Source organism: Nonomuraea sp. NPDC049158 (assembly GCF_040648335.1).
In the GTDB taxonomy this organism is placed as follows: Bacteria; Actinomycetota; Actinomycetes; order Streptosporangiales; family Streptosporangiaceae; genus Nonomuraea.
Genome location: NZ_JBEZDM010000058.1, coordinates 17,935 through 40,519, shown reverse-complemented (window position 1 = coordinate 40,519; position 22,585 = coordinate 17,935). Strand labels below are relative to the sequence as shown.

23 protein-coding genes and 1 pseudogene are annotated in these 22,585 nt (G+C 70.7%); 16 read left to right on the top strand and 8 right to left on the bottom strand.

Annotated features, from left to right (window positions below; genetic code table 11):
* Positions 1–35 precede the first annotated feature (35 nt).
* From AB0B61_RS54255 to AB0B61_RS54235, 5 genes are all read right to left on the bottom strand, one after another.
* Positions 36–293: a hypothetical protein gene (locus tag AB0B61_RS54255; RefSeq protein WP_358449617.1), complete on the bottom strand. Its 258-nt coding sequence runs from the start codon at positions 291–293 to the stop codon at positions 36–38.
* Entirely contained in the window at positions 290–742 is a 453-nt protein-coding gene (locus AB0B61_RS54250) for a hypothetical protein (RefSeq protein WP_358449614.1), read from the bottom strand. Before AB0B61_RS54250 ends, AB0B61_RS54255 begins: the two co-directional genes overlap by 4 nt.
* Before the next feature lie 21 nt (positions 743–763).
* Complete coding sequence (cydB, locus tag AB0B61_RS54245) at positions 764–1,651, bottom strand: cytochrome d ubiquinol oxidase subunit II (RefSeq protein WP_358449612.1); 888 nt, start codon at positions 1,649–1,651, stop codon at positions 764–766.
* Position 1,652: 1 nt separating this feature from the next.
* On the bottom strand, positions 1,653–2,996 hold the full coding sequence (locus AB0B61_RS54240; RefSeq protein ID WP_358449610.1) for a cytochrome ubiquinol oxidase subunit I: 1,344 nt from the start codon (positions 2,994–2,996) through the stop codon (positions 1,653–1,655).
* A 134-nt stretch (positions 2,997–3,130) separates the two neighbouring features.
* Positions 3,131–4,069 carry a polysaccharide deacetylase family protein gene (locus AB0B61_RS54235; RefSeq protein WP_358449608.1) on the bottom strand — a complete coding sequence of 313 codons (939 nt, stop codon included), beginning with the start codon at positions 4,067–4,069 and terminating at the stop codon, positions 3,131–3,133.
* 365 nt (positions 4,070–4,434) lie between these two features.
* Between AB0B61_RS54235 and AB0B61_RS54230 the strand changes: the two genes are divergently transcribed.
* The 5 genes and pseudogenes from AB0B61_RS54230 to AB0B61_RS54210 all read left to right on the top strand — a co-directional run bounded on the left by AB0B61_RS54230 (position 4,435) and on the right by AB0B61_RS54210 (position 7,521).
* Positions 4,435–4,734 (top strand): hypothetical protein, encoded by a 300-nt coding sequence (locus AB0B61_RS54230; RefSeq protein WP_358449606.1) that lies wholly within the window; start codon positions 4,435–4,437, stop codon positions 4,732–4,734.
* Positions 4,710–4,961: pseudogene (locus AB0B61_RS54225) on the top strand (hypothetical protein); the annotation flags it as partial. The gene AB0B61_RS54230 and the pseudogene AB0B61_RS54225, both read left to right, overlap by 25 nt.
* 9 nt (positions 4,962–4,970) lie before the next feature.
* Positions 4,971–5,678 (top strand): carbon monoxide dehydrogenase subunit G, encoded by a 708-nt coding sequence (locus AB0B61_RS54220; RefSeq protein WP_358449604.1) that lies wholly within the window; start codon positions 4,971–4,973, stop codon positions 5,676–5,678.
* Between the two features lie 182 nt (positions 5,679–5,860).
* A complete protein-coding gene (locus AB0B61_RS54215; protein ID WP_358449602.1) occupies positions 5,861–6,757 on the top strand; it encodes a hypothetical protein in 897 nt (298 codons plus the stop codon).
* Between the two features lie 92 nt (positions 6,758–6,849).
* The gene (locus tag AB0B61_RS54210) at positions 6,850–7,521 is read left to right on the top strand and encodes a DsbA family oxidoreductase (RefSeq protein ID WP_358449600.1); all 672 of its coding nucleotides are present in this window, start codon (positions 6,850–6,852) and stop codon (positions 7,519–7,521) included.
* 45 nt (positions 7,522–7,566) lie between these two features.
* Here the strand turns inward: AB0B61_RS54210 and AB0B61_RS54205 are convergent, their stop codons facing one another.
* Positions 7,567–8,436: an LLM class flavin-dependent oxidoreductase gene (locus AB0B61_RS54205; protein ID WP_358449598.1), complete on the bottom strand. Its 870-nt coding sequence runs from the start codon at positions 8,434–8,436 to the stop codon at positions 7,567–7,569.
* A 59-nt stretch (positions 8,437–8,495) separates the two neighbouring features.
* On the opposite strand from AB0B61_RS54205, the gene AB0B61_RS54200 reads away from it, so the two are divergent.
* Positions 8,496–8,900, top strand: coding sequence for a MarR family transcriptional regulator (locus AB0B61_RS54200; RefSeq protein ID WP_358449596.1), 405 nt, complete (start codon positions 8,496–8,498; stop codon positions 8,898–8,900).
* An 84-nt stretch (positions 8,901–8,984) separates the two neighbouring features.
* Here AB0B61_RS54200 and AB0B61_RS54195 read toward each other — a convergent pair whose 3' ends face one another.
* On the bottom strand, positions 8,985–9,620 hold the full coding sequence (locus AB0B61_RS54195; protein ID WP_225289409.1) for a thymidine kinase: 636 nt from the start codon (positions 9,618–9,620) through the stop codon (positions 8,985–8,987).
* A gap of 76 nt (positions 9,621–9,696) precedes the next feature.
* Here AB0B61_RS54195 and AB0B61_RS54190 point away from each other — a divergent pair, with 76 nt between their 5' ends.
* From AB0B61_RS54190 to AB0B61_RS54165, 6 genes are all read left to right on the top strand, one after another.
* Positions 9,697–10,068 (top strand): hypothetical protein, encoded by a 372-nt coding sequence (locus AB0B61_RS54190; protein WP_357941211.1) that lies wholly within the window; start codon positions 9,697–9,699, stop codon positions 10,066–10,068.
* Between the two features lie 6 nt (positions 10,069–10,074).
* On the top strand, positions 10,075–12,081 hold the full coding sequence (locus tag AB0B61_RS54185) for a hydantoinase/oxoprolinase family protein (protein WP_358449593.1): 2,007 nt from the start codon (positions 10,075–10,077) through the stop codon (positions 12,079–12,081).
* Positions 12,074–13,882 carry a hydantoinase B/oxoprolinase family protein gene (locus tag AB0B61_RS54180; protein ID WP_358449591.1) on the top strand — a complete coding sequence of 603 codons (1,809 nt, stop codon included), beginning with the start codon at positions 12,074–12,076 and terminating at the stop codon, positions 13,880–13,882. The genes AB0B61_RS54185 and AB0B61_RS54180 overlap by 8 nt, the downstream gene beginning before the upstream one ends.
* Positions 13,883–13,944: 62 nt before the next feature.
* Positions 13,945–14,832 carry a Gfo/Idh/MocA family oxidoreductase gene (locus tag AB0B61_RS54175; protein ID WP_358449589.1) on the top strand — a complete coding sequence of 296 codons (888 nt, stop codon included), beginning with the start codon at positions 13,945–13,947 and terminating at the stop codon, positions 14,830–14,832.
* A 131-nt stretch (positions 14,833–14,963) separates the two neighbouring features.
* Positions 14,964–15,968: an NAD(P)-dependent oxidoreductase gene (locus tag AB0B61_RS54170; protein WP_358449587.1), complete on the top strand. Its 1,005-nt coding sequence runs from the start codon at positions 14,964–14,966 to the stop codon at positions 15,966–15,968.
* Between the two features lie 37 nt (positions 15,969–16,005).
* A complete protein-coding gene (locus tag AB0B61_RS54165) occupies positions 16,006–17,061 on the top strand; it encodes a dihydrodipicolinate synthase family protein (RefSeq protein WP_358449585.1) in 1,056 nt (351 codons plus the stop codon).
* Between the two features lie 86 nt (positions 17,062–17,147).
* Here AB0B61_RS54165 and AB0B61_RS54160 read toward each other — a convergent pair whose 3' ends face one another.
* Entirely contained in the window at positions 17,148–18,353 is a 1,206-nt protein-coding gene (locus tag AB0B61_RS54160) for a hypothetical protein (protein WP_358449583.1), read from the bottom strand.
* A gap of 59 nt (positions 18,354–18,412) precedes the next feature.
* Between AB0B61_RS54160 and AB0B61_RS54155 the strand changes: the two genes are divergently transcribed.
* The 4 genes from AB0B61_RS54155 (at position 18,413) to AB0B61_RS54140 (ending at position 22,580) form a co-directional block, all read left to right on the top strand.
* Positions 18,413–19,561 carry a DegT/DnrJ/EryC1/StrS family aminotransferase gene (locus AB0B61_RS54155; RefSeq protein ID WP_358449581.1) on the top strand — a complete coding sequence of 383 codons (1,149 nt, stop codon included), beginning with the start codon at positions 18,413–18,415 and terminating at the stop codon, positions 19,559–19,561.
* 102 nt (positions 19,562–19,663) lie between these two features.
* Positions 19,664–20,905: a sugar ABC transporter substrate-binding protein gene (locus AB0B61_RS54150; protein WP_358449579.1), complete on the top strand. Its 1,242-nt coding sequence runs from the start codon at positions 19,664–19,666 to the stop codon at positions 20,903–20,905.
* Between the two features lie 2 nt (positions 20,906–20,907).
* Positions 20,908–21,774: a sugar ABC transporter permease gene (locus AB0B61_RS54145; RefSeq protein WP_358449577.1), complete on the top strand. Its 867-nt coding sequence runs from the start codon at positions 20,908–20,910 to the stop codon at positions 21,772–21,774.
* Positions 21,771–22,580 carry a carbohydrate ABC transporter permease gene (locus AB0B61_RS54140; RefSeq protein ID WP_358449575.1) on the top strand — a complete coding sequence of 270 codons (810 nt, stop codon included), beginning with the start codon at positions 21,771–21,773 and terminating at the stop codon, positions 22,578–22,580. Before AB0B61_RS54145 ends, AB0B61_RS54140 begins: the two co-directional genes overlap by 4 nt.
* Positions 22,581–22,585: the final 5 nt, after the last annotated feature.

The following is a 22,585-nucleotide window of genomic DNA, read 5'->3' as shown; positions in this document are numbered from 1 at the left end:
CATAGGCGGAAGGCGCCCTCTTCCGGTGCGGCTGCCTACCGCCGGTGCCCGCGTAGGTGATCCAGGCGGTGCGGTTGGCGTCGTCCAGCAGGTACCAGATACGTCCGCTGCCGGTCGGGGTTGTCCAGGGCGCGTGGGGTGGCGCGGATTTTCTCGAAGGCGCGGCGCAGGCTGCCGGCCGCGTGGCGGGAGAGGTGTTCCCAGCCGTCGGCGGCTTCGGTGTTGGCGAAGTGGATGTCGTACTCATCGCCCATCGGAGGTGGTGCGGCCCGGGCTCCGCGCTTGGGGCTCACTCACTCACCTGGGGCATGGGGACGGGGCCGAAGTCGCCTTCCGGCTCGCGGGTGAGGATGGCCAGCAGGGCGGGGTCCGCGTAGATCTCCGCGCTGTGCCGCCACTGGGTCAGCAGGAGCGCGATCGGAGCGAGGTTGTCCAGGGCCACCGCTCCGCGTGCCGTGTCCACCAGCTCGGTGAGGAGCGTGTCCACATCCTCGGCGGGCAGAAAGGTGCTCCACGGCAGGGCCTCGGGCAGGGCCTGGCGCAGCGCCTCGATGTTCTCGGTGCGGACCAGTCCGGCGAGCAGGCGTGAGGTGAAGTCCATGACGGTGGCGTCTCGCTCCATCTGGTCGACCCGCATCAGAGCGAGGTCCGCAGCGTCGCGCCGCCGCAGCCGCAACGCGCGGACGGCGTCCAGTCTTCGTGTGGTCGCGGCCGGGTGGTGGAGTAGTTCGCTGAAGGGCACGTCCTCACGAGCGGATGGGCGTCAGTGCGTCAGGGCCACCCGCTTGCGGAACACCCAGTAGGTCCAGCCCTGGTACACCAGGACGAACGGCAGCGTGATCAGACCGATCCAGCTGAGCATCGTCAGCGTGTAGGGTCCCGAGGCCGCGTCGGTCAGCGTGACGCCCGGTAGCGGGGCCCATCGGAGCTCGGCGAACACCGCCACCGAGGCCAGGGCGATGGCGCCGGCGGTGGCGGTGAAGGCCCAGCCTTCCCTGCGGCGGTACGTCAGCGCCGCTCCGGCGGCCAGCGCCGCCATGGAGATCAGGGCGGGAATCGAGCCAAGGCTGGACAGGGCCGCCACGGCCAGCGGCAGGACCACGGCGCTCGCGGCCAGGGCGGTGGCGCGGGCGCGGCGTCGTACGGGGCCCTCGGTCTTGAGGGACAGGAAGACGGCGCCGTGGAGTACGCAGGTCGCCAGGGTGAACAGGCCGCCCACGAGTGCCGCGAGAGCGCTGTCGAAGAGCACGTCGGCGAAGATCGCGCCCCACAGGAACGCCGGGAGGGCGCTGCCCGCCACGATGCCCAGGTCGCACCAGAGCGTGTTGGTCACCTTGCCGCGCCACTCCAGGCCGACGCCGCGCACGATCAGGCCGACCAGGATGAGCACGACCGGGAGGTAGAAGGCGCTGAACATCCCGGCGTACCAGGCGGGGAAGGCGGCGAACATGGCGCCGACCGCGGTGATCAGCCACACCTCGTTGCCGTCCCAGACCGGGCCGATCGTCTCCAGGCTCTGCCGGTGCTGCTCCGGGCCCCTGCTCACGAACGGTGCCAGCAGGCCCACTCCGAAGTCGAAGCCCTCCAGCACGAAGTAGCCGGTCCAGAGGAAGGCGATGATGACGAACCACAGGTTGACCACTGTCTCCACCTCAGTACATCAGCGACGGCTGGAGTCGCTCGGTCGCGGGGACGGGCTCCGTCTGCTCGGGGCCCTTGCGTACGTGCCTGGTCAGGAGTACGGCCTCGGCCACCGCGAGCCCGCCGTACAGGAGCGTGAAGATCGTGAGTGAGGTGGCCACCTCGGCGAGGCTCACGCCGGGTGACACGCTCGCGGCCGTGAGCAGTTCGCCCGTCACCGTCCACGGCTGGCGGCCTATCTCGCTCAGCAGCCAGCCGGAGATCATCGCGAGGAACGGCAGCGGCAGGGCCAGCACCATGATCCGGGCCAGCCAGGGGGGCAGGTCGCGCCTGCGGCGGGTGAGCCAGAGGCCGAGCACCGACAGCGCCACCGTGGTCAAGCCGAAGACGATCATCACTCGGAACGACCAGAACACCACGGTCTGGTTGGGCCGGTAGTCGCCGGGGCCGAACTGCTGCACGAGCCGGGCCTGCAGGTCTTCGGTGCCCTGGACGGTGGCGGTGGGGTCGTGGGAGGCGAGGAGGCTGAGGAGGCTGGGGATCTCGACGCCGGGGACGATGGAGAACGGGGCTCCGGCGGTGTCGTGCTGGAGGCCCTCGGCGGCGGCGAGCTTCATCGGCTGCTGCTCGTACAGCAGCCGGGCCGAGGTGTCGCCGGTGCCCGCGACGACGGCGCCGGCCAGTGCGGTCATGAGCAGCGCGGCCCGGGCGGCACTGCGCCACATGGGCGCCTTCGTCTTCAGCAGCCAGTAGCCGCAGACCGCCAGCACGAACCCGCCCGCCACGATGAAGGCGGCGCCGACGACGTGCGGCACCTGGGCGATCGCGGTGGGGTTGGTGAGCACCGCCCACAGGTCGGTCATCCTGGCCCGGCCGTCGACCACCTCGTAGCCGACCGGGTGCTTCATCCAGGCGTTGGCCGCGAGGATGAAATACGCCGACAAGTTAGACCCGATGGCGGCGGCCCAGATGCACGCCAGGTGGACCTTCTTCGGCAGCCGTTCCCAGCCGAAGATCCACAGCCCCAGGAACGTGGACTCCATGAAGAACGCCAGTAGCGCCTCCATCGCCAAGGGCGCCCCGAACACGTCGCCGACGAAGGTCGAGTATTCGCTCCAGTTCATGCCGAACTGGAACTCCTGCACGATGCCGGTGACCACGCCCATGGCGAAGTTGATCAGGAACAGCTTGCCGAAGAACTTCGTCAGCCGGAGGTACTGCTCCTTCCCCGTCCGGTGCCAGGCGGTCTGGAGACCGGCCACGAAGACGCCCAGGCCGATCGTCAACGGCACGAACAGAAAGTGGTAAACGGTGGTCACCCCGAACTGCCACCGCGCGAGATCGAGCGCGTCCATCTTCCCCCCACCGGGTGCTTAGCTCTACAAGCTGTAGTTCATCTACTTACAGTAGTACTACAGGCTGTAGAGCTCGGCTATGCGATCTTCGTCACAAGCCCGCGGATCGGGGGTCCCACGATGGCGTACGGGGGTCAGCGGGCGGTGGCGGCGTCCAGGTATGCCTGGAGGTTGCCCAGCTCGAAGCCCCGGCGCTTGATCTTGTCGACCAGGATGCGGAAGTCCCTGGCCAGGTTCGGGCGGAAGTGCAGCAGCAGGATGTCACCGGGGCGCAGGCGCTTGTCGGGCACCTGGTAGGCGATCTTGCCGCCCGGCTGCACGGTGGCCGTCCAGAGAAGGACCGACTTCAGGCCGCAGTTCTTGGCGGCCCTGAGCGTGTCGGTGTTGTAGTTGCCGAACGGCGGCCTGAACAGCGTCGGCCGGGTCCCCAGCTGCCTCCTGATGACGGTGGAGGAGCCGCAGATCTCCCGTCGCTGGGCGTCGTAGCCGAGGAGGCGGAGGTTCGGGTGGGTGAGGGTGTGGTTCTCGACGGGTACGTGGGCATCACGCAGCGAGCGGAAATATCCCCATTTCCCGGCTCCTACGAACCGGCCGGGCCCACCGGCGGGGTCGGGCGTGCCCTTGGCCTCCACCGCGTCCCGCATGGCGAAGGCCGTGATCGGGATGCGCTGGTCGCGTACCTGCGCCAGGAAGCCGGGGTCCTGCTCCCACCCGTCGTCGATGGTCAGGAAGACGACCTTGCGGTTGGTGGGGATGGAGCTGATCACCGGAGGTAAGGAGCCCGTGGCCTGGATCTCCCTTACCTCGCCACGTCGGGGCACCGCGCCGGGCGGGCCGTCGAGCGGCCGCGTGGTCGCGTCGGACCTGGGGGCGGCGGTGGTGGCCGTGCTGCCTGGGGCGGCGCCGGTGGTGTCGCCTCCTGGGCCGTCCGCCGTACCGCCTGACCCGCCGTTGGTCGCGCAGCCAGCCAGCAGGACCGCGACCGCCGCCACGGCGGCAACGCGGACGGACCGGAACACAGGGGCCACATCGCCCATCAGGGCCGTTCGGGCCGCATCGGCCACGATCGTCATGTCTTGTCCCCCGGCTCGCCCCTCGCACACCGGTCCCATCCTGCCAGTCTTGATCGCCAGGCGGGCGCATCCGATCGGTGATCTAGGGCGCGGACCCCTGGCTTTAGCCATAGGGGTGAGCAGCGCCGCACCTATCGGCGACGCGGTGCGTTCATCGCCTACCACGAGCAGGCCCGCCAGCTCGCCGAAGCCAAGCAGGAGTTCGCGTGGCCGGGCCAGGCGCCCGGCCACTGCCTTCAGCAGACGTTGATCGACCTGGACCAGGCGTGTTCCCGCCACGGCACGTGGGGGGTCCGCTGGAAGTCCAAGGCCGGGAGCCGCCGTCATTCCGACTTCCTGAGGGCGCCAAGATCGCCATCGAGTGGTTGAACCGGCGCTGGGCGCGGGCGAAACTGCCCAAGTTCGGCTGGGTCCGCTTCCGTATCACCCGCCCGCTGGGCGGGACGGTCAAGAACGCCACCATCAGCCGGGACGGCAAGCACTGGTACATCAGTTTCCTCGTCGAAGACGGCCTGATCGAGCCTGAGCGGCACGCCAACCCGGGCAGTGCGGTCGGTATCGACCGGGGCGTGGCCAAGGTCGTGACCCGTTCGGACGGCAGTCCCGCGAGAGCCAAGCGGTCTTCCGGTGCACCTCGTGCGGACACACCGAGCACGCCGACGTGAACGCCGCCAAGAACATCCTCACCGCCGGGAGGACGGAGCACGCACAGCCCAGATCGGGTGTGCGGGTTGGGGCGCGCAAACCACGCAACCGCGTGGGCCGGAAGGCCAACCGCCAAGCAACAGCAGCCCAGGCCACCGCGCAGACGGAGCCCGAGCCGGCTGGAATCCCCCGACTTCAGTCGTGGGGAGCGCTTCAAAAGGGCAACACTCGCCAGACGGATCCCTAGAGTGGCGGTGTGAAGGTCGCAGGTAGCGCCATGATCGGCGTCGAGAGGCATCGCGTGTGGGACGCGCTTCAGGATCCGGCGGTGCTGGTACGCACCATCCCCGGCTGTGAGCGCCTGGAGGAGACGGGGCCGGACACGTACCGGATGACGGTGACGGCGGGGGTCGCCTCCATCAAGGGCGTCTACCAGGGCGAGGTGTCGCTGTCCGAACCGTCGGCGCCGGAGAGCTTCGTGCTGCGGGCGCGCGGCCAGGGCGCGCCGGGGACGGTGGAGGCCACGGTGCTCGTACGGCTCAGCGAGGTCGACGAGGGGACCCGCGTCGACTATGACGCCGACGCGGTCGTCGGCGGGATGATCGGCGGGGTGGGGCAGCGCATGCTCGGCTCGGTGGCCAAGAGGACGGCGGGGGAGTTCTTCGCGGCCGTCGAGGACCACCTGCGCGCCCCGGAGGGCGGGGCTGAGCGTGGGGCCGGGGTGGACGAGTTGGCCGCCCGGCGAGCCGCGCTGGCGCGTACGGCCGATGAGGTCGCGGAGGGGCGTCGGACGCCCGCTGTGTACGAACGGCCGTCCGGCGTGTACGAACGCCCGCCCAAGAGCCACACCGAGACGAGGCCTTGGGTGATGCTGGCGTCGTTCGGCATGGGGGCGGGCATCGCGCTGACCGGCGTCGCCGTGGGCTGGCTGTTCGGCCGGGCCGGCCGCCGCCCACGTCACTGACCGTTGCCCTTACCGACCCGGCGCGTCGGGCGGCTGGTGTCCGGGAGTGGGCTCAGCGATCTTGGGCGGTCGCGCCGTCGGATTGGCCGATGTCCGAGGGCGGTCGAGGCCGTCAAACGGGCTGCTCATGAGCGCGAGACTGGGCTCTCGCGGAAAAGGATCTCCAGGCGTAGCGTGGCTATATGCGGCAGGCACACGCTGAAGACGCACGAACCGAGGCCCGGCGAGTCATACGCAACCTACTTGGAGAAGAACGCCCGACCGCCGAGGCGTTGATCGGCGACGCGCGCTCCGTGCTCGGTGACGAGCGGGTCGGCCGCTGCCTGAGCCTGGCGCTCGGCGCGTCTCTCACCAGGCGGTCCGCCGAGCTGGCCGCCATCGCCGCGTTGCTGGTCGGTGCGCGGGAGCTGGGTGAGGAGTGGTGGACGCGGTCCAGGGGCGGCAAGCTGCCCGCGCCCGACGAGGTGCTGCGTACGGCCGTCGCGATCGAGCCGTGGACCGACCTGACCGCCCTGGAGATGCTCGCCGCCTGGATCTCCGACGACGCGGCCGACCAGCTGTGGGGCCAGCCCGTCGCCCAGGTGGACCTCAACTCGTGGCAGGCCGAGGACCGCTTCGACCTGCCGGACGGGGCGAAGCCGGGGCAGCGGCTCGTCGTACACTTCGACGCCGGCGGGCGGCTCGACGCGGTGGTCACCCGGCGGCCTGACGAAGATCTGGGGTCGAACCTCGACTTCCACTCACTGCGCTACTCGCGTCCCGCCGAGGCCCAGTGGAGCTGGGGAGTGGCGGCCGGGCTCGGGCCGCACCGGCTGCCGGACGAGGACCCCGACCCGTACGCCCGCGAGGTGCCCACCGCCGCCGCCGGCATCCTGCGCGCCTGGGCGCTACGGCACGGCGCCACCCGCGAGCAACTGGGCGAGCGCTGGCAGACGGTCGGCGACGTGGTGGCGAGCATCGAGCGGGTCGACTGGATGTGGCGCAGCGGGGAGTGGTTCGGCTGGTGGCGCGGCGCCTCCGCCCTGGTGGACGACTCGGCCTACCTCCCGTACCGGCTGGAGGAACTAGCGGCCGGGTGACGGCCCGCCGGGGAACGGCCCGGACAAGGTCACGCGCACATCCGGCCAAGACCGGTGGAATGGGGTCGGGGTCGTAGAGGTTGTGGTCGAGCGTGAAAGTCGAGATATTTTCGGACATCGTCTGCCCCTGGTGTTACATCGGGCACACCCGCTTCGGCCGCGCCGCCGACCGCTTCCGCGCCAAGGGCGGCATCGTGGACATCACCATGCGCCCGTTCCAGCTGAACCCGGACGCCCCCGCCGAAGGCGAGCCGCTGCTTCCGTCCCTGGAGCGGAAGTTCGGTGGGAACGCCACTCAGATGACCTCCCATGTCACCACCGTCGCCGCGGAAGAGGGGCTGGACCTGCGCTTCTCGCAGGCGATCAGCGCGAACACGTTCGAGGCGCACCGGCTGGTCGAACTCGCCACCCGGCAGGGGCGCGGGCTGGAGACGGTCGATCGGCTGTTCCACGCGCACTTCACCGACGGGCTCAACGTCGGTGATCAGGACGTGCTCACGAAGCTGGCCGCCGAGCTGGGCGTGGATCACCCGCCGGGTGAGGGCGCGCAGGAAGTACGCGAGCAGCTCGACCAAGCGCGGGCGCTGGGGATAACGGGCGTGCCGCTGTTCCTGTTCGAGGGGCAGTTCGCGGTGTCGGGAGCGCAGCCGGCGGAGACGTTCGACGCCGCCTTCGACGAAGTGGCGGCCCGCACCGGCCAGACCCCGGTGACCATCCTCGCGCCCCCGGCCGACGGCTGCGACGACGGCTATTGCGCCGTTTGAGAGCCGATGGCGGCTACCGCGCCGCCTTGGCGGGGACGGCGACGGCTACCGTGCCGTGTGAGCGATGATCTCCTCCGCCAGCCATTCGGCCACGTTCGCGGGGCCGGGTAGGCGGACGCCGAGGACGAAGTGTGTCAGACCGGCGTCCGCGAGCTCCCGGACCGTTGACCGGGCGGCGGCGGGGTCTTCGGTGGAGACGACCAGTTGCGTCGAGCGGGTGATCTCCGCCGGATCGCGGCCGATGGCGGCGCACTTCTCGTCGAGCACCTTGTTCCGTTCCCGGATGAACTCGATCGTGTTGTGCGGCGGCCCCGGTACGTTCCAGATGTCGGCGTGCTCGGCCACCACCCCGAGCGTCCTGTCGCCCCACCCGCCGATCAGCAGCGGTGGCGGGACGGCCGGCTTCGGCGCGCACACCACCTCGCGCAGCTGGTAGTAGCGGCCGTCGAAGTCGAAGCGGTCCTCGGTCCACATCCGCTTGATGATCGCGCACGACTCGGCCAGCCGGGCCACGCCCTCGCCGGGTGAGGCGATGTGCAGTCCGTACGCGTTGTACTCCCTGGGCACGAGCGTGTCACCCGGCTGGTGCGTGCCGCCGACGCCGAGGCCGAGGACCAGCCGGCCGGGCGCGATGGCGTCCACGGTCGCCGCGATCTTGGCGAGTACGGCCGGCGGCCGGGTGAGGTTGCTCGTCACCATGAGCCCCAGCCGGAGCCGGGAGGTCCGCGCGGCCAGGGCGGCGAGCATCGTCCAGCCCTCGTGGATCGGCGCGTCCACCGGACCGAACAGCGGCAGCATGTGGTCCCAGAGCCAGGCGTGCTCGATGGCGGGCACCGCGTCGGCCTGCTGCCAGGTGCGCAGCAGCGTGTCGTACGTCACGCCGACGGGGACGGTCTTCATTCCGAAACTCAGCATATAACAGCTCCACTGATTGTCAGCACTGCTGACGATTAGGCTAGTGCGAGAATCGGGAGGTGTCGAGACGCCGCCTTGGATACCTGCTGAAGCACGCCAACCTGCGCCTGGCCCAGCACACCGGCCCGGCCCTGGAGCCGTACGGCGTCGACGGCCGCGAGCTCGCGGTGCTCAACGTGCTCGACTCGGCCGACCCGCTGTCCCAGCAGGAGGCCGCCACGCGGCTGCGGATCGACAGGACGACGATGGTCGCGATGATCGACACGCTCGAGGGCAAGGAGCTGGTCAGCCGCCGGCCGCATCCGGACGACCGGCGCAAGAACATGGTCGAGCTGACCCCGCGTGGCCGCGACACGCTGCGCGACGGCGGGCAGGCCGTGGACGAGGCGGAGCAGGCCTTCCTGGCGAAGCTGGCGCCCGACGACGCGGCCCGCCTCAGAGAGCTGCTCGACAAGCTGATCTAGACAGTGACCCCCGCTGGGGGGCGAGGGTAGACGGTCTGTGGTGGCTGGGGTCCCTTCAAGGGCTGTGGAAGAAGACGGTCAGGCTCAGACAGTGCCCTCGCCCAGGAGGCCCGAGCGGTGGTGGCGGCGGCAGAGGACCTGGTAGCGGACCGGTGACGCGTCCGTGTCGCCGATCACGACCTGCTCGCCCGTACGGACCAGCTCCCCGCCCACGATCCGCCCGTTGAGCTGACCGGGTCGCCCGCACCAGCACAACACCTCGACCTGCAACCGGCACACCTCGTCCGCCAGCTCGAACAGCCGCTGCGCCGCCGGGAACATCACGGATCTGAAGTCCGAGGCCAGCCCGAAGGCGTAGACGTCGATGCCGTGCTCGTCCACCAGGTCGGCGAGCTGCTCGATCTGGTCGACGGTGTAGAAGCAGACCTCGTCGCAGATCAGGTAGTCGATCCTGTCGTGCCCGGTCACGAGCGTCACCAGATCGAGGGAGTCCACGACCTCGATCGCGTCCAGGCCAAGCCCTATCCTGCTGGTGACCTGGGGTCCGCCCGAGCGGTCGTGCTTGGTCAGGACCAGCCCGCGCCGGCCCTGGCGGCCGTGGTTGTAGTTCATCTGGAGCGCGAGCGTGGACTTCCCGCAGTCCATGGGACCGAAGTAGAACTTCAGTACGGCATCACGGGCGCCGGACGGGACGGCGGACAGGGCAAACGTGTCGGTCACAGGGGGCCACCTTAGCGGCTTGGCTTGTTACCTGACCTCGTGGGAGATTTCTCCCCTGGAGTTATCAGGAGGAACCGTGGTCACAGAGAAGCCCCCCTCGCTCGACGCGATGATGACGACCGACGACCTCACGGCGGCGCAGGCCGACGCCACGAGGTGGCGGTACGGCTTCCTTGTGGTCGTGGTGGGAATCGTCGCGGTGCTGGTGGCCTTCGGGGCCGCCGTGTTCGCCACGAAGGAGTTCGCGGCGTTGTTCGCGGGCGTGGCCGGGGTGGTGGGCACGATCATCGGTGCCTACTTCGGCGTGCAGGCGGGACAGTCGGGTAAGGCCAGGGTTGAGGCCGAACTTGCCAGGTCACAGGAGCTAGTGGTGCGCTTGGCCGCCTATGTTGGCACTGAGAACGCGCCCCGGGTCATCGATGAAGTGCTCGGCCGGCGCCGAAGCTGAGGAGCCATGCGTAGCGTCCGTATTGGAGTCGACACCGGGGGCACGTTCACCGACGTGGTGGCCGTGGACGACCAGACCGGTGAGATCGTCACGACCAAGACCCCCTCGACCCCCGCGAACCCGGCCGACGGGTTCGTCAGGGGCATCGAGAAGCTGGGGCCGCTCGACGCGAGTTCCGTCGTGCACGGCACCACTGTGGCCACCAACCAACTGCTCGAGGACCGGATCGCGAACCTGGGGTTCATCACGACCGAGGGCTTCGAGTTCATTCTGGAGATAGCCAGGCAGAGCGTGCCCGACGGCTATGGCAACTCCTATTTCTGGGTCAAACCGCCGCGGATCGTCCCGATCCACCTGGTCAAGACCGTCGGGGGGCGGCTGGACCACACCGGCGCCGAGGTACGCCCGTTCGCCGAGGAGCAGGCCGCCGAGGTGGCCCGCTGGCTCAAGGCCAAGGGCGTCACCGCGATCGGCGTGTGCTTCCTGCACTCGTACGCCAATCCGGACCACGAGCGGCGCATGCGGGACGTGCTGGCCCGTGAGCACCCCGAGGCGGTGGTCTCGCTGTCGAGCGACGTGCTGCGCGAATACCGCGAGTACGAGCGGTCGGTCACGACCCTCGTGGACGCGGCGGTCAAGCCGACGATGCGCCGCTACCTGGCCAACCTGTCGGCCCGGCTCGGCATGCCGTTCTCGGTGATGAAGTCCAACGGCGGCGTGCTGTCGGCCCGCGAGGTCGTCAACCAGCCGATCACCACGGTGCTGTCGGGGCCCGCGGCCGGGGCGCTGGGGGCGGCGCTCATCGCGTCCACGGCGGGGCACCCATCGGTGATCACCCTGGACGGCGGCGGCACGTCCACCGACGTCGCCGTGGTGGTCGACGGCGAGCCGTCCATCACCACCGAGGGCGTCATCGGCCGCTACCCGTGCAAGATCCCGATGATCGACATCGTCACCGTCGGCGCGGGCGGCGGCTCGATCGCCTGGATCTCGCCCGAGGGCACGCTGAAGGTCGGCCCCAAGTCGGCCGGGGCCGACCCTGGGCCGCTCTGCTACGGCAGGGGCGGCACCGAGGTGACGGTCACCGACGCGCACGTCTTCCTCGGCCGCATCCCGCCGCACCTGCTCGGCGGGGAGATCCCGCTCGACGTGGCGGCCGCGCGCACCGGTATCCAGGCGCTGGCCGACAAGCTCGGGCTCAGCGCCGAGCGGACCGCGACGGGGATCCTGGAGATCAGCGCGTTCAACCAGAGCAACGCCATCCGTCAGCTGACCGTCAAGCGCGGGCTCGACGTGCGGGACTTCCCGCTGGTGACGTTCGGCGGCTCGGGGCCGCTGCTGGCCTGCCGGCTGATCGACATCCTGGGACTGCCCGCGGTGGTCGTCCCGCCCGATCCGGGCAACGTCTCGGCGTTCGGGCTGCTCACGGTGGACGTCAAGAACGACTACGTGCGTACGCACGTCACCCGCGACCTGTCCCTGGAGACGGCCGGAACCATCTTCCGCGACCTGGAGGAGCAGGCGGCGCAGGCGCTCGACCGGGAGGGCTTCGACGAGCCGGTCTACGCCCGCAGCGCCGACCTGCGTTACTACGGCCAGGCGTACGAGGTGCGCGTGGCCGCCCCGGCCGGCGAGGTGGACGAGGAGTGGCGCCGGGAGGTGCTGGACCGCTTCCACCAGGCGCACGAGAAGCTCTACGGCTACGGCTACCGTGACGACGAGCGGCACGGCGTCGAATGGGTCAACCTGCGCGTCTCCGGCATCGGTCCCATCACCCGCCCGGCCATCCGCCGCAGGGAGCCCAGCGACGGCGAGCGGCCCGCGGCGGCGACCAGGAGCGTGCACTTCGACTCGGCCGCCGACACGCCGATCCACCAGCGGTCCGACCTGGATCCGGGCACGGTGGTCGAGGGTCCGGCGGTCATCGAGGAGTACGGCTCCACGATCCCCATCCATCCCGGCTTCACCGCCCAGGTGGACGACTACGGCAACGTGGAGGTGCGGCGTGGCTGACCCGATTCTCGTCGAGATCGTCGAGGGCACCCTGGCCTCCGTGGAGAAGGAGGTCGAGACCGCGATCGCGCGTACGGCCCGCTCGCCGATGATCCGCGACGCGCACGACTTCCGCGCGGGCATCCACGACGCGCGGCTGCGCAAGCTGACCGGCCGCTCCTACAGCGCGCTCGTCCAGCCGATCGTCCGCGACTTCCCGATCGAGGAGATGAAGCCCGGCGACGTCTACTTCCACAACGATGTCTACCTGTCAGAAGGCGGGATCGGCCACCTGCCCGACCTGTGCGTGACCGTCCCGGTCTTCCACGAGGGCGCTGTGGTGGCCTTCGTGCAGGCGTTCGGGCACCACGACGACATCGGTGGCTCCGTGCCCGGCTCGATGCCCTCGCACGCGCGCAGCGTGTACGAGGAGGGGCTGATGGTCCCGCCGATCAAGCTGTGGGACGCGGGCGTGCCCAACGAGGCCGCGCTGCGCATCATGACCCGCAACTCGCGCATGCCCGACTCGCTGGCGGGCGACCTCGACGCCGAGTGCTCGGCCTGCCTCATGGGGGCGCGCCGCCTGGGCGAGCTGTTCGACAGGTACGGCCGGACCGAGGTCGAGGAGTGCTTCGACGCGATCATCGGCAAGACGACGGAGACGTTCCGGCGCGAGCTGCTGGCCAAGATCCCCGAGGGCACCTACACCTGGGAGGACTACGCCGAGCACGACGGCGTGGACGAGCCGCGGCTGCACGCCCAGCGGATCACGCTCACCGTCGACCACGCGGCGGGCGCCCCGCTGAAGATCGACTTCACCGGCACGTCGCCGCAGGCCAAGGGGCCGATCAACCACGCGGGTGACTACGCCGACGGCGTGTTCCTGAAGAAGTGGCTGGCCCCCATCCTGCGCAACCTCGCCGACACCCCGGAGCGCATGGCCGAGCTGGACGTCAACGAGGGCGTCGTCCCCCTGATCGAGATGGTCTTCCCGGAGAAGGGGACGCTGCTCACCCCGATCTTCCCCGCGCCCACCAACGCCCGGACGTTCGTGATCCTGCGCCTGCTCGGCGTGCTGGCGGGCGTGCTGGCCAAGGCCACCGGCGGCCGCATGCCGGCCGACCAGGAGACGATCCGCTACACCGGCGTCCACGGCGCCGACGCCGACGGCGTGCCGTACCTGATGAGGGAGGTCCTCGGCGGCGGCTCCGGCGGGCGCTGGTACGCCGACGGTGAGGACACCATCCACGTGGTGCCCGACTCGCGCAACATCCCGGTGGAGTTCGCCGAGGCGCGCTGGCCGTTCCGGGTCGAGCGGCTGGCGCTGGCCTGCGACTCGGGCGGGCCGGGCATGTTCAGGGGCGGGCTCGGCTACGACAAGCACATCAGGATGCTCAGGGACGCCTCGTACATGTCGATCGCCGACCGGTCGATCCTGTCGTGCTGGGGCGTCAACGGCGGGCTGGCCGGGCGGCCGTTCCGGGTCGAGATCGCGGGCAAGGAGATGGAGGGCCTGGTGGACGACCACCAGGTGCAGGCGGGCGAGACCATCCGCATCCGCACCACCGGGGGCGGCGGCTGGGGCTCACCCTACGACCGGGACCCGCGCGCCGTGGCGGCGGACGTCCGCGACGGCAAGGTGTCGATCGCCGGCGCCCTGGGCGACTACGGCGTGGTGCTGGACGGCGACCGCATCGACGAGCAGGGCACCGCCGAGCTCCGCGCCAACCTGCGCCCGCCGGCGGGCCGCTTCTTCGACCGCGGCCCCGGCTACCCGAAGCTGTCGGGCGGCCGCTCCCACGCGGAGGTGGACGAGCTCTAGCGGATGCCATGATGGGCTCCATTTCCTGAGATTTCCTGACATGTCGCGAAATGGAGCCAGCCATGCGTGTCGCCCTAGCCGGTCTCGCCACCAGCCACCCCTTCACCGACGCCCGTACCCTGGCCCGCCACGCGGACCTGCTGGTGTGGGAAGAGGACCCGGAGCGGCTGAGCCGCTTCACCGAAGAGCATCCCGGCGCCAAGGTGCTGCCGAGCCTGGCCGCGCTGCTGGCCGCCGAACCCGACGGCGTGGTGCTGACCGTGCCGAGCCCGCGCGTGCCCGGGGCGCTGGCGGCCGTGCTCGACACCGGCGCGGCCTGCTTCGTGAACAAGCCCGCCGTCGCCACCCGCGCCCAGCTGAACGAGCTGGACCGGCTGCGGATCCACGACCGCGTGCTGTCCAGCTCGGTGCTCCGCTTCGCCCCGGCCTTCGCGGGACTGCGGGTGGACCCCGCCGAGGTGCTCGCGGTCCGGGCCACCGTACGGCATGACGTCGGCCTCTGGGCCGGCGGCTACAACGCCTGGCAGGACACCCCCGGCGAGGGCGGCGGGACGCTGGTGACCATGGGGATCCACGGCGTGGAGCTGCTGGTCGCGCTGTTCGGCCCGGACGTACGGCTGGCCGGCGCGGCCTCGGCCACCAGGCACTACGCGGGCCTGCGGTCGGAGGACACCGGCGTCATGGCGCTGCGCTGGGACAGCGGCGTCACGGGCACGGTCGAGATCCTCGGCGTCTCCGACGAGGAGTCCTACGCCGTCACCGTCCACCGGCGCGGCGGCACCGACACCGTGGTGATCGAGGGCGGCGACGACCACGTCAAGGGCCTGGGCTACGAGGGGACGATCGAGGCGTTCCTGGCCATGATCGGGGGCGCCCCGAGCCCCGTCCCGTGGGCGCAGACCCGGGCCATCCTGGAGGTACTGGTCGCGGCCCGCGAAACCACCCAATGAGCGGCGCGTGAGAGCGCCCAACGACCAGCGCGCGAACCACCCGTTGACCGGCGCACGAGGGTGCCCATTGACAGCTGAACTCCGCCGCAGTTACGGTCTGGACCGTAAATGACGTAACGGAGGTAGACCGCGTGCGGACCACAGCGGAACTCGAGGAACGGCTGGCGCGGCCGAGCGCCGCCCTCCTCGACGACCTGAGCAGGCTCGACGGCGACATCCTGATCCTCGGCGCGGGCGGCAAGCTCGGCCCGAGCCTGGTCCGGCTGGCGCTCAACGCCACGCGCGGCGACCGGCGGATCATCGCGGTGTCCCGCTTCTCCGAACCCGGGCTGGCCCGGGCACTCCAGGACGACGGCGCCACCGTGGTCGCCGCCGACGTGGCCGACGAGGGGGCGCTGCGCGAGCTGCCCGACGCGCCGAACGTGGTGTTCCTGGTCGGCGCCAAGTTCGGCACCGAGGGCCGGGAGCACGCCACCTGGTTCACCAACACGTACCTGCCGGGCAGGGTCGCCGACAGGTTCAGGGACGCCAGGATCGCCGCCCTGTCCACCGGCAACGTCTACCCGCTGGTCCCCGTCGGCGGCGGCAGCACCGAGGGCTCACCGACCGGGCCCGTCGGCGACTACGCGATGAGCTGCCTGGGCAGGGAGCGGGTGCTGTCGCACTTCGCGGAGGCGTACGGCACCCGCATGTCGCTGCTGCGGCTCAACTACGCCGTCGAGCTGCGCTACGGCGTGCTCGTCGACCTGGCCGGGAAGATCCTGGCCGGGGAGCCGATCGATCTGGCCACCGGCCAGGTCAACGTGGTCTGGCAGGGCTACGCCAACGAGGTCGTGCTCCGCTCGCTGCTGCTCGCCGAGTCGCCGCCGTACGTGCTCAACGTGACCGGGCCCGAGCTGGTCTCGGTCCGGCAGGCGGCGCTGGACCTCGGCGCGGCGCTGGGCAAGGAGCCGGTGTTCAGCGGCGAGGAGGCGCCCACGGCGCTGCTGTCGAACGCCGGCAAGTGCCACCGCCTGTTCGGCTACCCCGAGCTCACGCCCGCCGAGCTGATCGAGCACACGGCGCGCTGGGTGGCCGACGGCGGCCCGTCGCTCGGCAAGCCCACCAAGTTCGAACGCCGTGACGGCCGCTTCTAACCGCGTGCCCGGCCCATTGACCCTAGGGGGATCCGACGTGCTCAGCACGATTCCAGAGGCGCAGACGTCCGTGCGCGAGCTGTTCAGGCGCGGCCTGGTGATTCCGGCGCACCCGCTGGCGCTGACCGAGGACCGGAAGCTGGACGAGCGCCGGCAGCGGGCGCTGACCCGCTACTACGTCGAGGCGGGCGCGGGCGGGCTGGCGGTGGGCGTGCACACCACGCAGTTCGCCATCCACGGCACCGACCTCCTGCCGCCGGTGCTGGAGCTGGCCGCGCGGACCGCGGGGGAGTACGAGCGCGAGGTGCTCCTGGTGGCGGGCGCTACCGGGACCACGCGGCAGGCCGTGGCGGAGGCCGAGCTGGCCAGGTCGCTCGGCTACCACATGGTGCTGCTGAGCCCGTGCCGGGAGCTGGACGAGGACGGGCTGATCGAGCGGGCGCGGGCGGTGGGCGAGGTGCTGCCGGTGATCGGCTTCTACCTGCAGACCGCGGTCGGCGGACGCCCCTTGTCGCGGAATTTCTGGACCAGGCTGGCGGCGATCGAGTCCGTGGTGGGCATCAAGGTCGCCCCCTTCGACCGCTACCGCACGCTCGACGTGCTGCACGGCGTGGTCCGGGCCGGCCGCGCGGCCGAGGTCGCCCTCTACACCGGCAACGACGACCACATCCTGGCCGATCTCGTCACCACCCACCGGGTCGTCGTGGACGGGCACGAGGTGGAGATCGAGTTCGTCGGCGGGCTGCTCGGCCAGTGGGCGGTCTGGGTACGGCGGGCGGTCGAACTGCTGGAGGAGGCCAAGCTGGCCCGCTCGGGCGACGACGCGGCCATGCGGCGGCTGCTCACCCTCGACGGCCACCTCACCGACGCCAACGCCGCCATCTTCGACTCGGCCAACGGCTTCCACGGCTGCATCCCCGGCATCCACGAGGTGCTGCGCCGCCAGGGGCTGCTGGCGGGCCGCTGGTGCCTGGACCCGGCGGAGGAGCTCTCGCCAGGGCAGCTCGCGGAGCTCGACCGGGTCTGGGCCGCCTACCCCTGGCTTCGGGACGACGACTTCGTCAGCGCCGGCCTGTCCCGCTGGCTCGCCTGATCCTCATGCGAGCCAGCGGCACCGTCCTCGAGGCGGCCGTCCCCGAACCGGCCGCCCCCGAGTCAGCCGTCCCCGAGCCCGCCGCCTCAGAGTGTGAGGCGGTACAGGGTCAGGGGGCGGCCGCTGGAGCCGCTGGTGAGGTTGCCCGTGCGCTCGGCCAGCCCGGCCAGCTCCAGCCGGTGCAGCATGCGCCGGGCCGTGCGCTGCTGGACGTCGAGGCGGTCGGCGATCTCCCGGGTGGTGAGCGGCTCGTCGCCGGCCGCCGCCCGCGCCTCCAGCAGCCGCTCGATCGTCGCCACCGACAGGCCCACGCGGCGGGCGATCACCGAGAGGTTGCGCTCCGACTCCGGGACACCGGCGACCGACTCCAGGACGATGTCCGTGTCGGCGCGCAGCGACAGCACCGCCGCGATGTCGCCGATGCGCCGGGCGCGGGCCAGGGCGCGGCGGGCCAGGCTCTCCGCCTCCGCCGCGCTGCGGCCCAGCCCGAAACCCACGCGTACCACCTGATTCTGCGCCGCGAGGCGGCCCAGCATGGGCAGGCCGGTGAAGCCGCCCGTGGCGTCGTGCAGCGGGCCCCGGGTGGTGACCAGGAGATGGGTGCCGCCCCGGAAGGCGGCCAGCGTGCCGCCCAGCGCGGTGGCCTCGCGCAGCAGCCCCTCCTCGTTCTCGACCTCGATCAGCCCGAGCGCGATCTGCGCGTCCTCCTGCGCCTGCCCCTCGGCGGTCAGCAGCAGCTGGCGCAGCGCCACCCGGACCGAGTGGACGGAGGGCGCCAGCCGCAGCACCTGCATCTCGCCGCGCAGCGCCTCGTGCACCGAGCTCAGGCAGGTGATCACCGGGTGGGCGGGGCCGCGCCGGTGGAAGGCGATGGCCTTCTTGGAGGTCATCTCCGGCCGGTAGGGCAGCGTCCTGAGGGTGTCGGCGGGCAGCCCGGCCTCGGCGAACGTGGCCGCCACGTCGGCCGCGGACAGCGTGTCGATCGACAGCCCGGTGACGTCCTGGCCCTCGTACTGCAGGCGTACCAGGGCGCTGAGCAGCGTCGCGCCCGAGTAGTCGACGAACGCGGCGGCCCGGTTCAGCGCCTCGGCGTCGCGGGAGAGCATGTACGGGACGATGCCGGTGAACAGCCACCCCTCCACGGCGGCGGAGTGCGCCTCGACGATCGCGGGCGCCTGCGACTCGTGGTCGTAGTCGAGGCGCAGCGCGGTGACCCCGGGCTGCTCCTCGCAGGTGGCCGCGACGTCGTCGACCAGATCATGCGGGCCGACGACCCCGATGACGATTCCCACCTACGCCTCCCTCTCGCTCATTTCGGTCAAGACCGCAATTGTATCCTGTGAGGTGCCCTGTGAAGTTCCCGTCCATGGCCGAGGCCGCCGGCCGTACGCTCGGCGACGAAGAGGTGGCCGCCGCGGCGCGGGTGATCCGCTCGGGCATGCTCAGCTCCGTCTGGGGGACCGAGACCAGAGCGCTCGAACGCGAGGTCGCCGCCTTGTACGGCGTGCGCCACGCGGTCGCGTGCGGCTCCGGCACCGCGGCCCTCCATCTGTCGGTCGTGGCGGCTGCGCCGGATCCCGGAGACGAGATCATCACGACGCCGATCACCGACTTCGGGACCGTGGCCCCCATCCTGGCGCAGAACGCGGTCCCTGTCTTCGCGGATGTAGATCCCTCGGACGGCAATATCGACCCCGGAGCGGTGGCCAAGCTGATCGGCCCGCGGACTCGGGCGATCATGGCCGTGCACCTGTTCGGCGCGCCCGCCCGCGTGGCCGAGCTACGGGAGCTGGCCGACGAGCACGGCCTGGCGCTGATCGAGGACTGCGCCCAGGCGTGGCTCGCCGAGCTGCCGGACGGCCGGCCGGCGGGCACGGTGGGCGACGTCGCCACCCTCAGCCTGCAGCAGTGGAAGCACATCACCTGCGGCGACGGCGGCCTGGCGCTCACCGAGGACGACGAGCTGGCGCGCCGGATGCGGCTGTTCGCCGACAAGGGCTGGGACCGCGCGGCCGGGCGCTCGCACGCCGGTTTCGGCCTGAACTACCGCATGACCGAGCTGCAGGCCGCCGTGGCGCGGGCCCAGCTCGCCAAGCTGCCGGGGGTCGTCGCCTCCCGCCGGAGCACGGCCGTACGGCTGCTCGACGCCCTTCAGGGCCTGCCAGGGGTACGGCTGCCGCGACCGGAGGGGCACGCCTGGTGGCTGTTCCCCCTCGTGCGGCCCGGGGGTGACGCCCGGGAGCTGGCCGCGCACCTGGCCGCGGCCGGGATACCCGCGCGGGCCGGCTACCTGGAGGAGCCGCTGAACCGCGCCCCGCTGTGGGAACGGCCCGTCTATGGCTCCTCGCGCTACCCGCTCGACGGCTACGTCCCGAACCCGTGCCCCGAGGCCGAGCGCCTGGTCGCCGAGACGCTGTTGATCATCGACTGGAACGAGAACTACACGGCCGAGCACGCGGACGCCGTCGCCCGAGAGATCGCCCGATTCACCGCGGGCTGACGGCGAAGGCCGTAGTTACGTTCAGGTATCGCCCATTGACCGCACGAGGTCCTCGTCATTAGGTTTCGGTCAGGACCGGTATTACTCGAAAGGAATCCGCCGATGAGGAAGACAGCGGCACTCGGCCTGGCGGCCACCCTGGCCCTCGCCGCCGCCGGGTGCGGATCCAGCGGCTCGGACAAGAGCACCGTGACCCTCTGGATGTACCCCGTCATCGGGGACCAGGCCAAGAGCCAGGCGTTCTGGGCCAAGGTCGAGAAGGACTTCGAGGCCAAGAACGCGTCGATCGACATCAAGATCGACCAGCAGCCGTGGGAGGGCCGTCAGGAGAAGGTCACGACGGCACTGGTCTCGAAGAAGGGCTTCGACCTCGTCGTCCTGGGTCCCGACCAGATCCCGCAGTACGCCCAGCAGGGCACCGTCGAGGCCGTCGACGACGTGGTGGGCAAGGACAAGGCGACCTACCTGCCCAGCGCGCTCACCGCGCTGACCGTGAACGGCAAACTGTACGGCGTGCCGATCTACCAGACGATCACCGCGCCCATCTACAACAAGAAGCTGTTCGCCGAGGCGGGCGTCGAGAAGGTGCCCGAGACGCTGGCCGAGCTCAAGGCGGCGGCGCCCAAGCTGGCCGCCAAGAAGGTCGCCGTGCTCGACTACCCCGGCAAGCCCGAGGTCAGCCTCAACCAGAGCTTCTATCCCATCCTGTGGGCCAACGGCGGCAGCGTCTTCGCCCCGGACGGCAAGAAGGTGGCCTTCAACAGCCAGCAGGGCGTCGACAGCCTGCAACTGCTGCTCGACCTGAAGGCCGCGGGCGGCCTGCCCGAGGACGCCGCCAGCAAGGGCAACGAGATCGAGGGCGGCGCCCTGGCCAAGGGCAAGAGCGCGATGTACCACGCGGCCACCGCCCTGCAGGCCACCCAGCTCGGTGCCGCGATCGGCGCCGAGAACGTCGGCATCGGCCTGCCGCTGGAGGGCACCAAGCGGGTCGCGTTCGGCATCCCCGGGGCCCTGGTGCTGGCCAAGCACGCCGAGAACAAGGACGCGGCGAAGAAGTTCGCCACTTACCTGTCCTCGCCCGAGGTCGCCGCCAGCCTGGCCGCGGAGTCGGGCTTCTTCCCCGCCCGTACCGACGTGACCGTGCCGGGACAGTCGGCCGCGGCCACGGAGTTCGCCAAGTCGCTGCAGTACGCCTTCCCCGGTGACACCCACCCGAAGGCCCGCCAGGTGATGGGCGTCATCGCCCCGCACATCCAGGCGGCCCTGCTCGGCAAGGAGGACGCGAAGACGGCGCTCGACGCGGCGGCCAAGGAGGCCGACGCGCTGCTGGGCAACGGCGGATAGGGATGCGTCAACGCCTGCGTGACCCGGTCACGGGCCTGCTGTTCGTGCTGCCCGTGCTGGTGCTCTTCCTGATCTTCCGGATCTTCCCCGCCCTCGGCGCGGCGGGGATGAGCCTGACCAACTGGAACATCGGCGGGGAGTGGAGCTTCGTCGGCGCGGACAACTACGCCCGGCTGCTCGACGACACGATCTTCTGGACGAGCCTGCGCGTGACGCTCGTGTACGTGGCCATCTACGTGCCGCTCACCCTGCTCGTGTCGCTGGGCACGGCGTTGCTGCTGAACCAGGTCGTGTTCCTGCGCGGCCTGTTCCGCGGCATGCTGTTCCTGCCGTACGTGACCAGCTTCGTGCTGGCGGGCGTCATCTGGCGGTGGATCTACGAGTTCGACGGCCTGATCAACGGCGTCCTGGGCAAGGCCGGGCTCGGCCCGGTGGCCTTCCTGGAGCAGTCGTCGCTGGTGCTGCCGGCCCTGGCCGTGGTATCGGCGTGGAAGGGCTTCGGCTACTCGATGCTGATCCTGCTGGCCGGGCTGAAGGCGATCCCCGGCTCCTACCTGGAGGCGGCCCGGGTCGACGGCGCCTCGGCGTGGCAGCGCTTCCGCCGGATCACACTGCCGCTGCTGAAGCCCGCGCTCTTCTTCGTCCTGGTGATCGAGACGATCAGCGCCTTCCAGACCTTCGACACCGTCTATGTGATGACCGGTGGCGGTCCCGCCAGGGCCACCTACACCCTCATCTACGGCATCTACGACCACGGCTTCAGATCCTTCGACTTCGGCTACGCCGCCACGTGGGGGATGGTCCTGTTCGCCCTGGTGCTCATCGTGTCGCTGATCCAGCGCCGCTTCCTGGACCGGGGGAACACATGACGCGCACGCGGCGGAGATGGCCGCTCGTCGCGCTGCTCGGCGTGCTGTCGGTGCTGACCGTCAGCCCGTTCGCCGCCATGCTGATCGTCGCGCTGTCGCCCGCGGGCGCCCCGACCCTGCCCGCGCAGTGGCCGGACTCGCTCACGCTCGACAACCTCACGCGGGTGCTGTCCGCCTCCGGCTTCGTGGGGTGGACGGTCAACTCGCTGGTGTACTCCGTGGTCTCGGTGGTGATCATCCTGCTCACCGCCTCGATGGCCGGGTACGCCTTCGCCAAGAAGCGCTTCCCCGGCCGCCAGGCGATGTTCTGGACCTTCCTCGCGACCATGATGGTGCCCTTCCAGGCCACCCTCATCCCGACGTTCGTGCTGGTCAACAGCCTGGACGGGGTGGACACGTTCTGGGGGCTGATCGTGCCGACGCTGGCCAACTCGCAGGCCGTGTTCCTGATGCGCCAGTTCATCATGGGGCTGCCCGACGAGCTGTTCGACGCGGCCAAGGTGGACGGCGCCTCCGAGCTGCGGGTCTACTGGACGATCGTGGTGCCGCTGACCCGGCCCGTCCTGGCCACGCTGGGCGTGTTCGTGTTCCTGTGGCACTGGAACGACTTCCTGTGGCCGCTGGTCGTGGGGCAGAGCGACGCCACGCGTACGCTCACCGTCGGCCTGACCACGCTGCGGACCGAGGAGATGCAGCTGTCGGTGCTGATGGCGTCGGCGGCGATCTCCGTGGTGCCGTGCCTGCTGGTCTTCTTCCTGTTGCAGCGGTACCTGGTCAACAGCATCGCGATGACCGGGCTGAAATAAGCTCT

Coding starts and splice junctions, on each gene's coding strand:
- AB0B61_RS54240 (WP_358449610.1), bottom strand. CDS start 2,996: ATGGACGCGCTCGATCTCGCGCGGTGGCAGTTCGGGGTGACCACCGTT.
- AB0B61_RS54235 (WP_358449608.1), bottom strand. CDS start 4,069: ATGACGATCGTGGCCGATGCGGCCCGAACGGCCCTGATGGGCGATGTG.
- AB0B61_RS54215 (WP_358449602.1), top strand. CDS start 5,861: ATGCGGCAGGCACACGCTGAAGACGCACGAACCGAGGCCCGGCGAGTC.
- AB0B61_RS54205 (WP_358449598.1), bottom strand. CDS start 8,436: ATGCTGAGTTTCGGAATGAAGACCGTCCCCGTCGGCGTGACGTACGAC.
- AB0B61_RS54185 (WP_358449593.1), top strand. CDS start 10,075: ATGCGTAGCGTCCGTATTGGAGTCGACACCGGGGGCACGTTCACCGAC.
- AB0B61_RS54175 (WP_358449589.1), top strand. CDS start 13,945: ATGCGTGTCGCCCTAGCCGGTCTCGCCACCAGCCACCCCTTCACCGAC.
- AB0B61_RS54150 (WP_358449579.1), top strand. CDS start 19,664: ATGAGGAAGACAGCGGCACTCGGCCTGGCGGCCACCCTGGCCCTCGCC.
- AB0B61_RS54145 (WP_358449577.1), top strand. CDS start 20,908: ATGCGTCAACGCCTGCGTGACCCGGTCACGGGCCTGCTGTTCGTGCTG.
- AB0B61_RS54140 (WP_358449575.1), top strand. CDS start 21,771: ATGACGCGCACGCGGCGGAGATGGCCGCTCGTCGCGCTGCTCGGCGTG.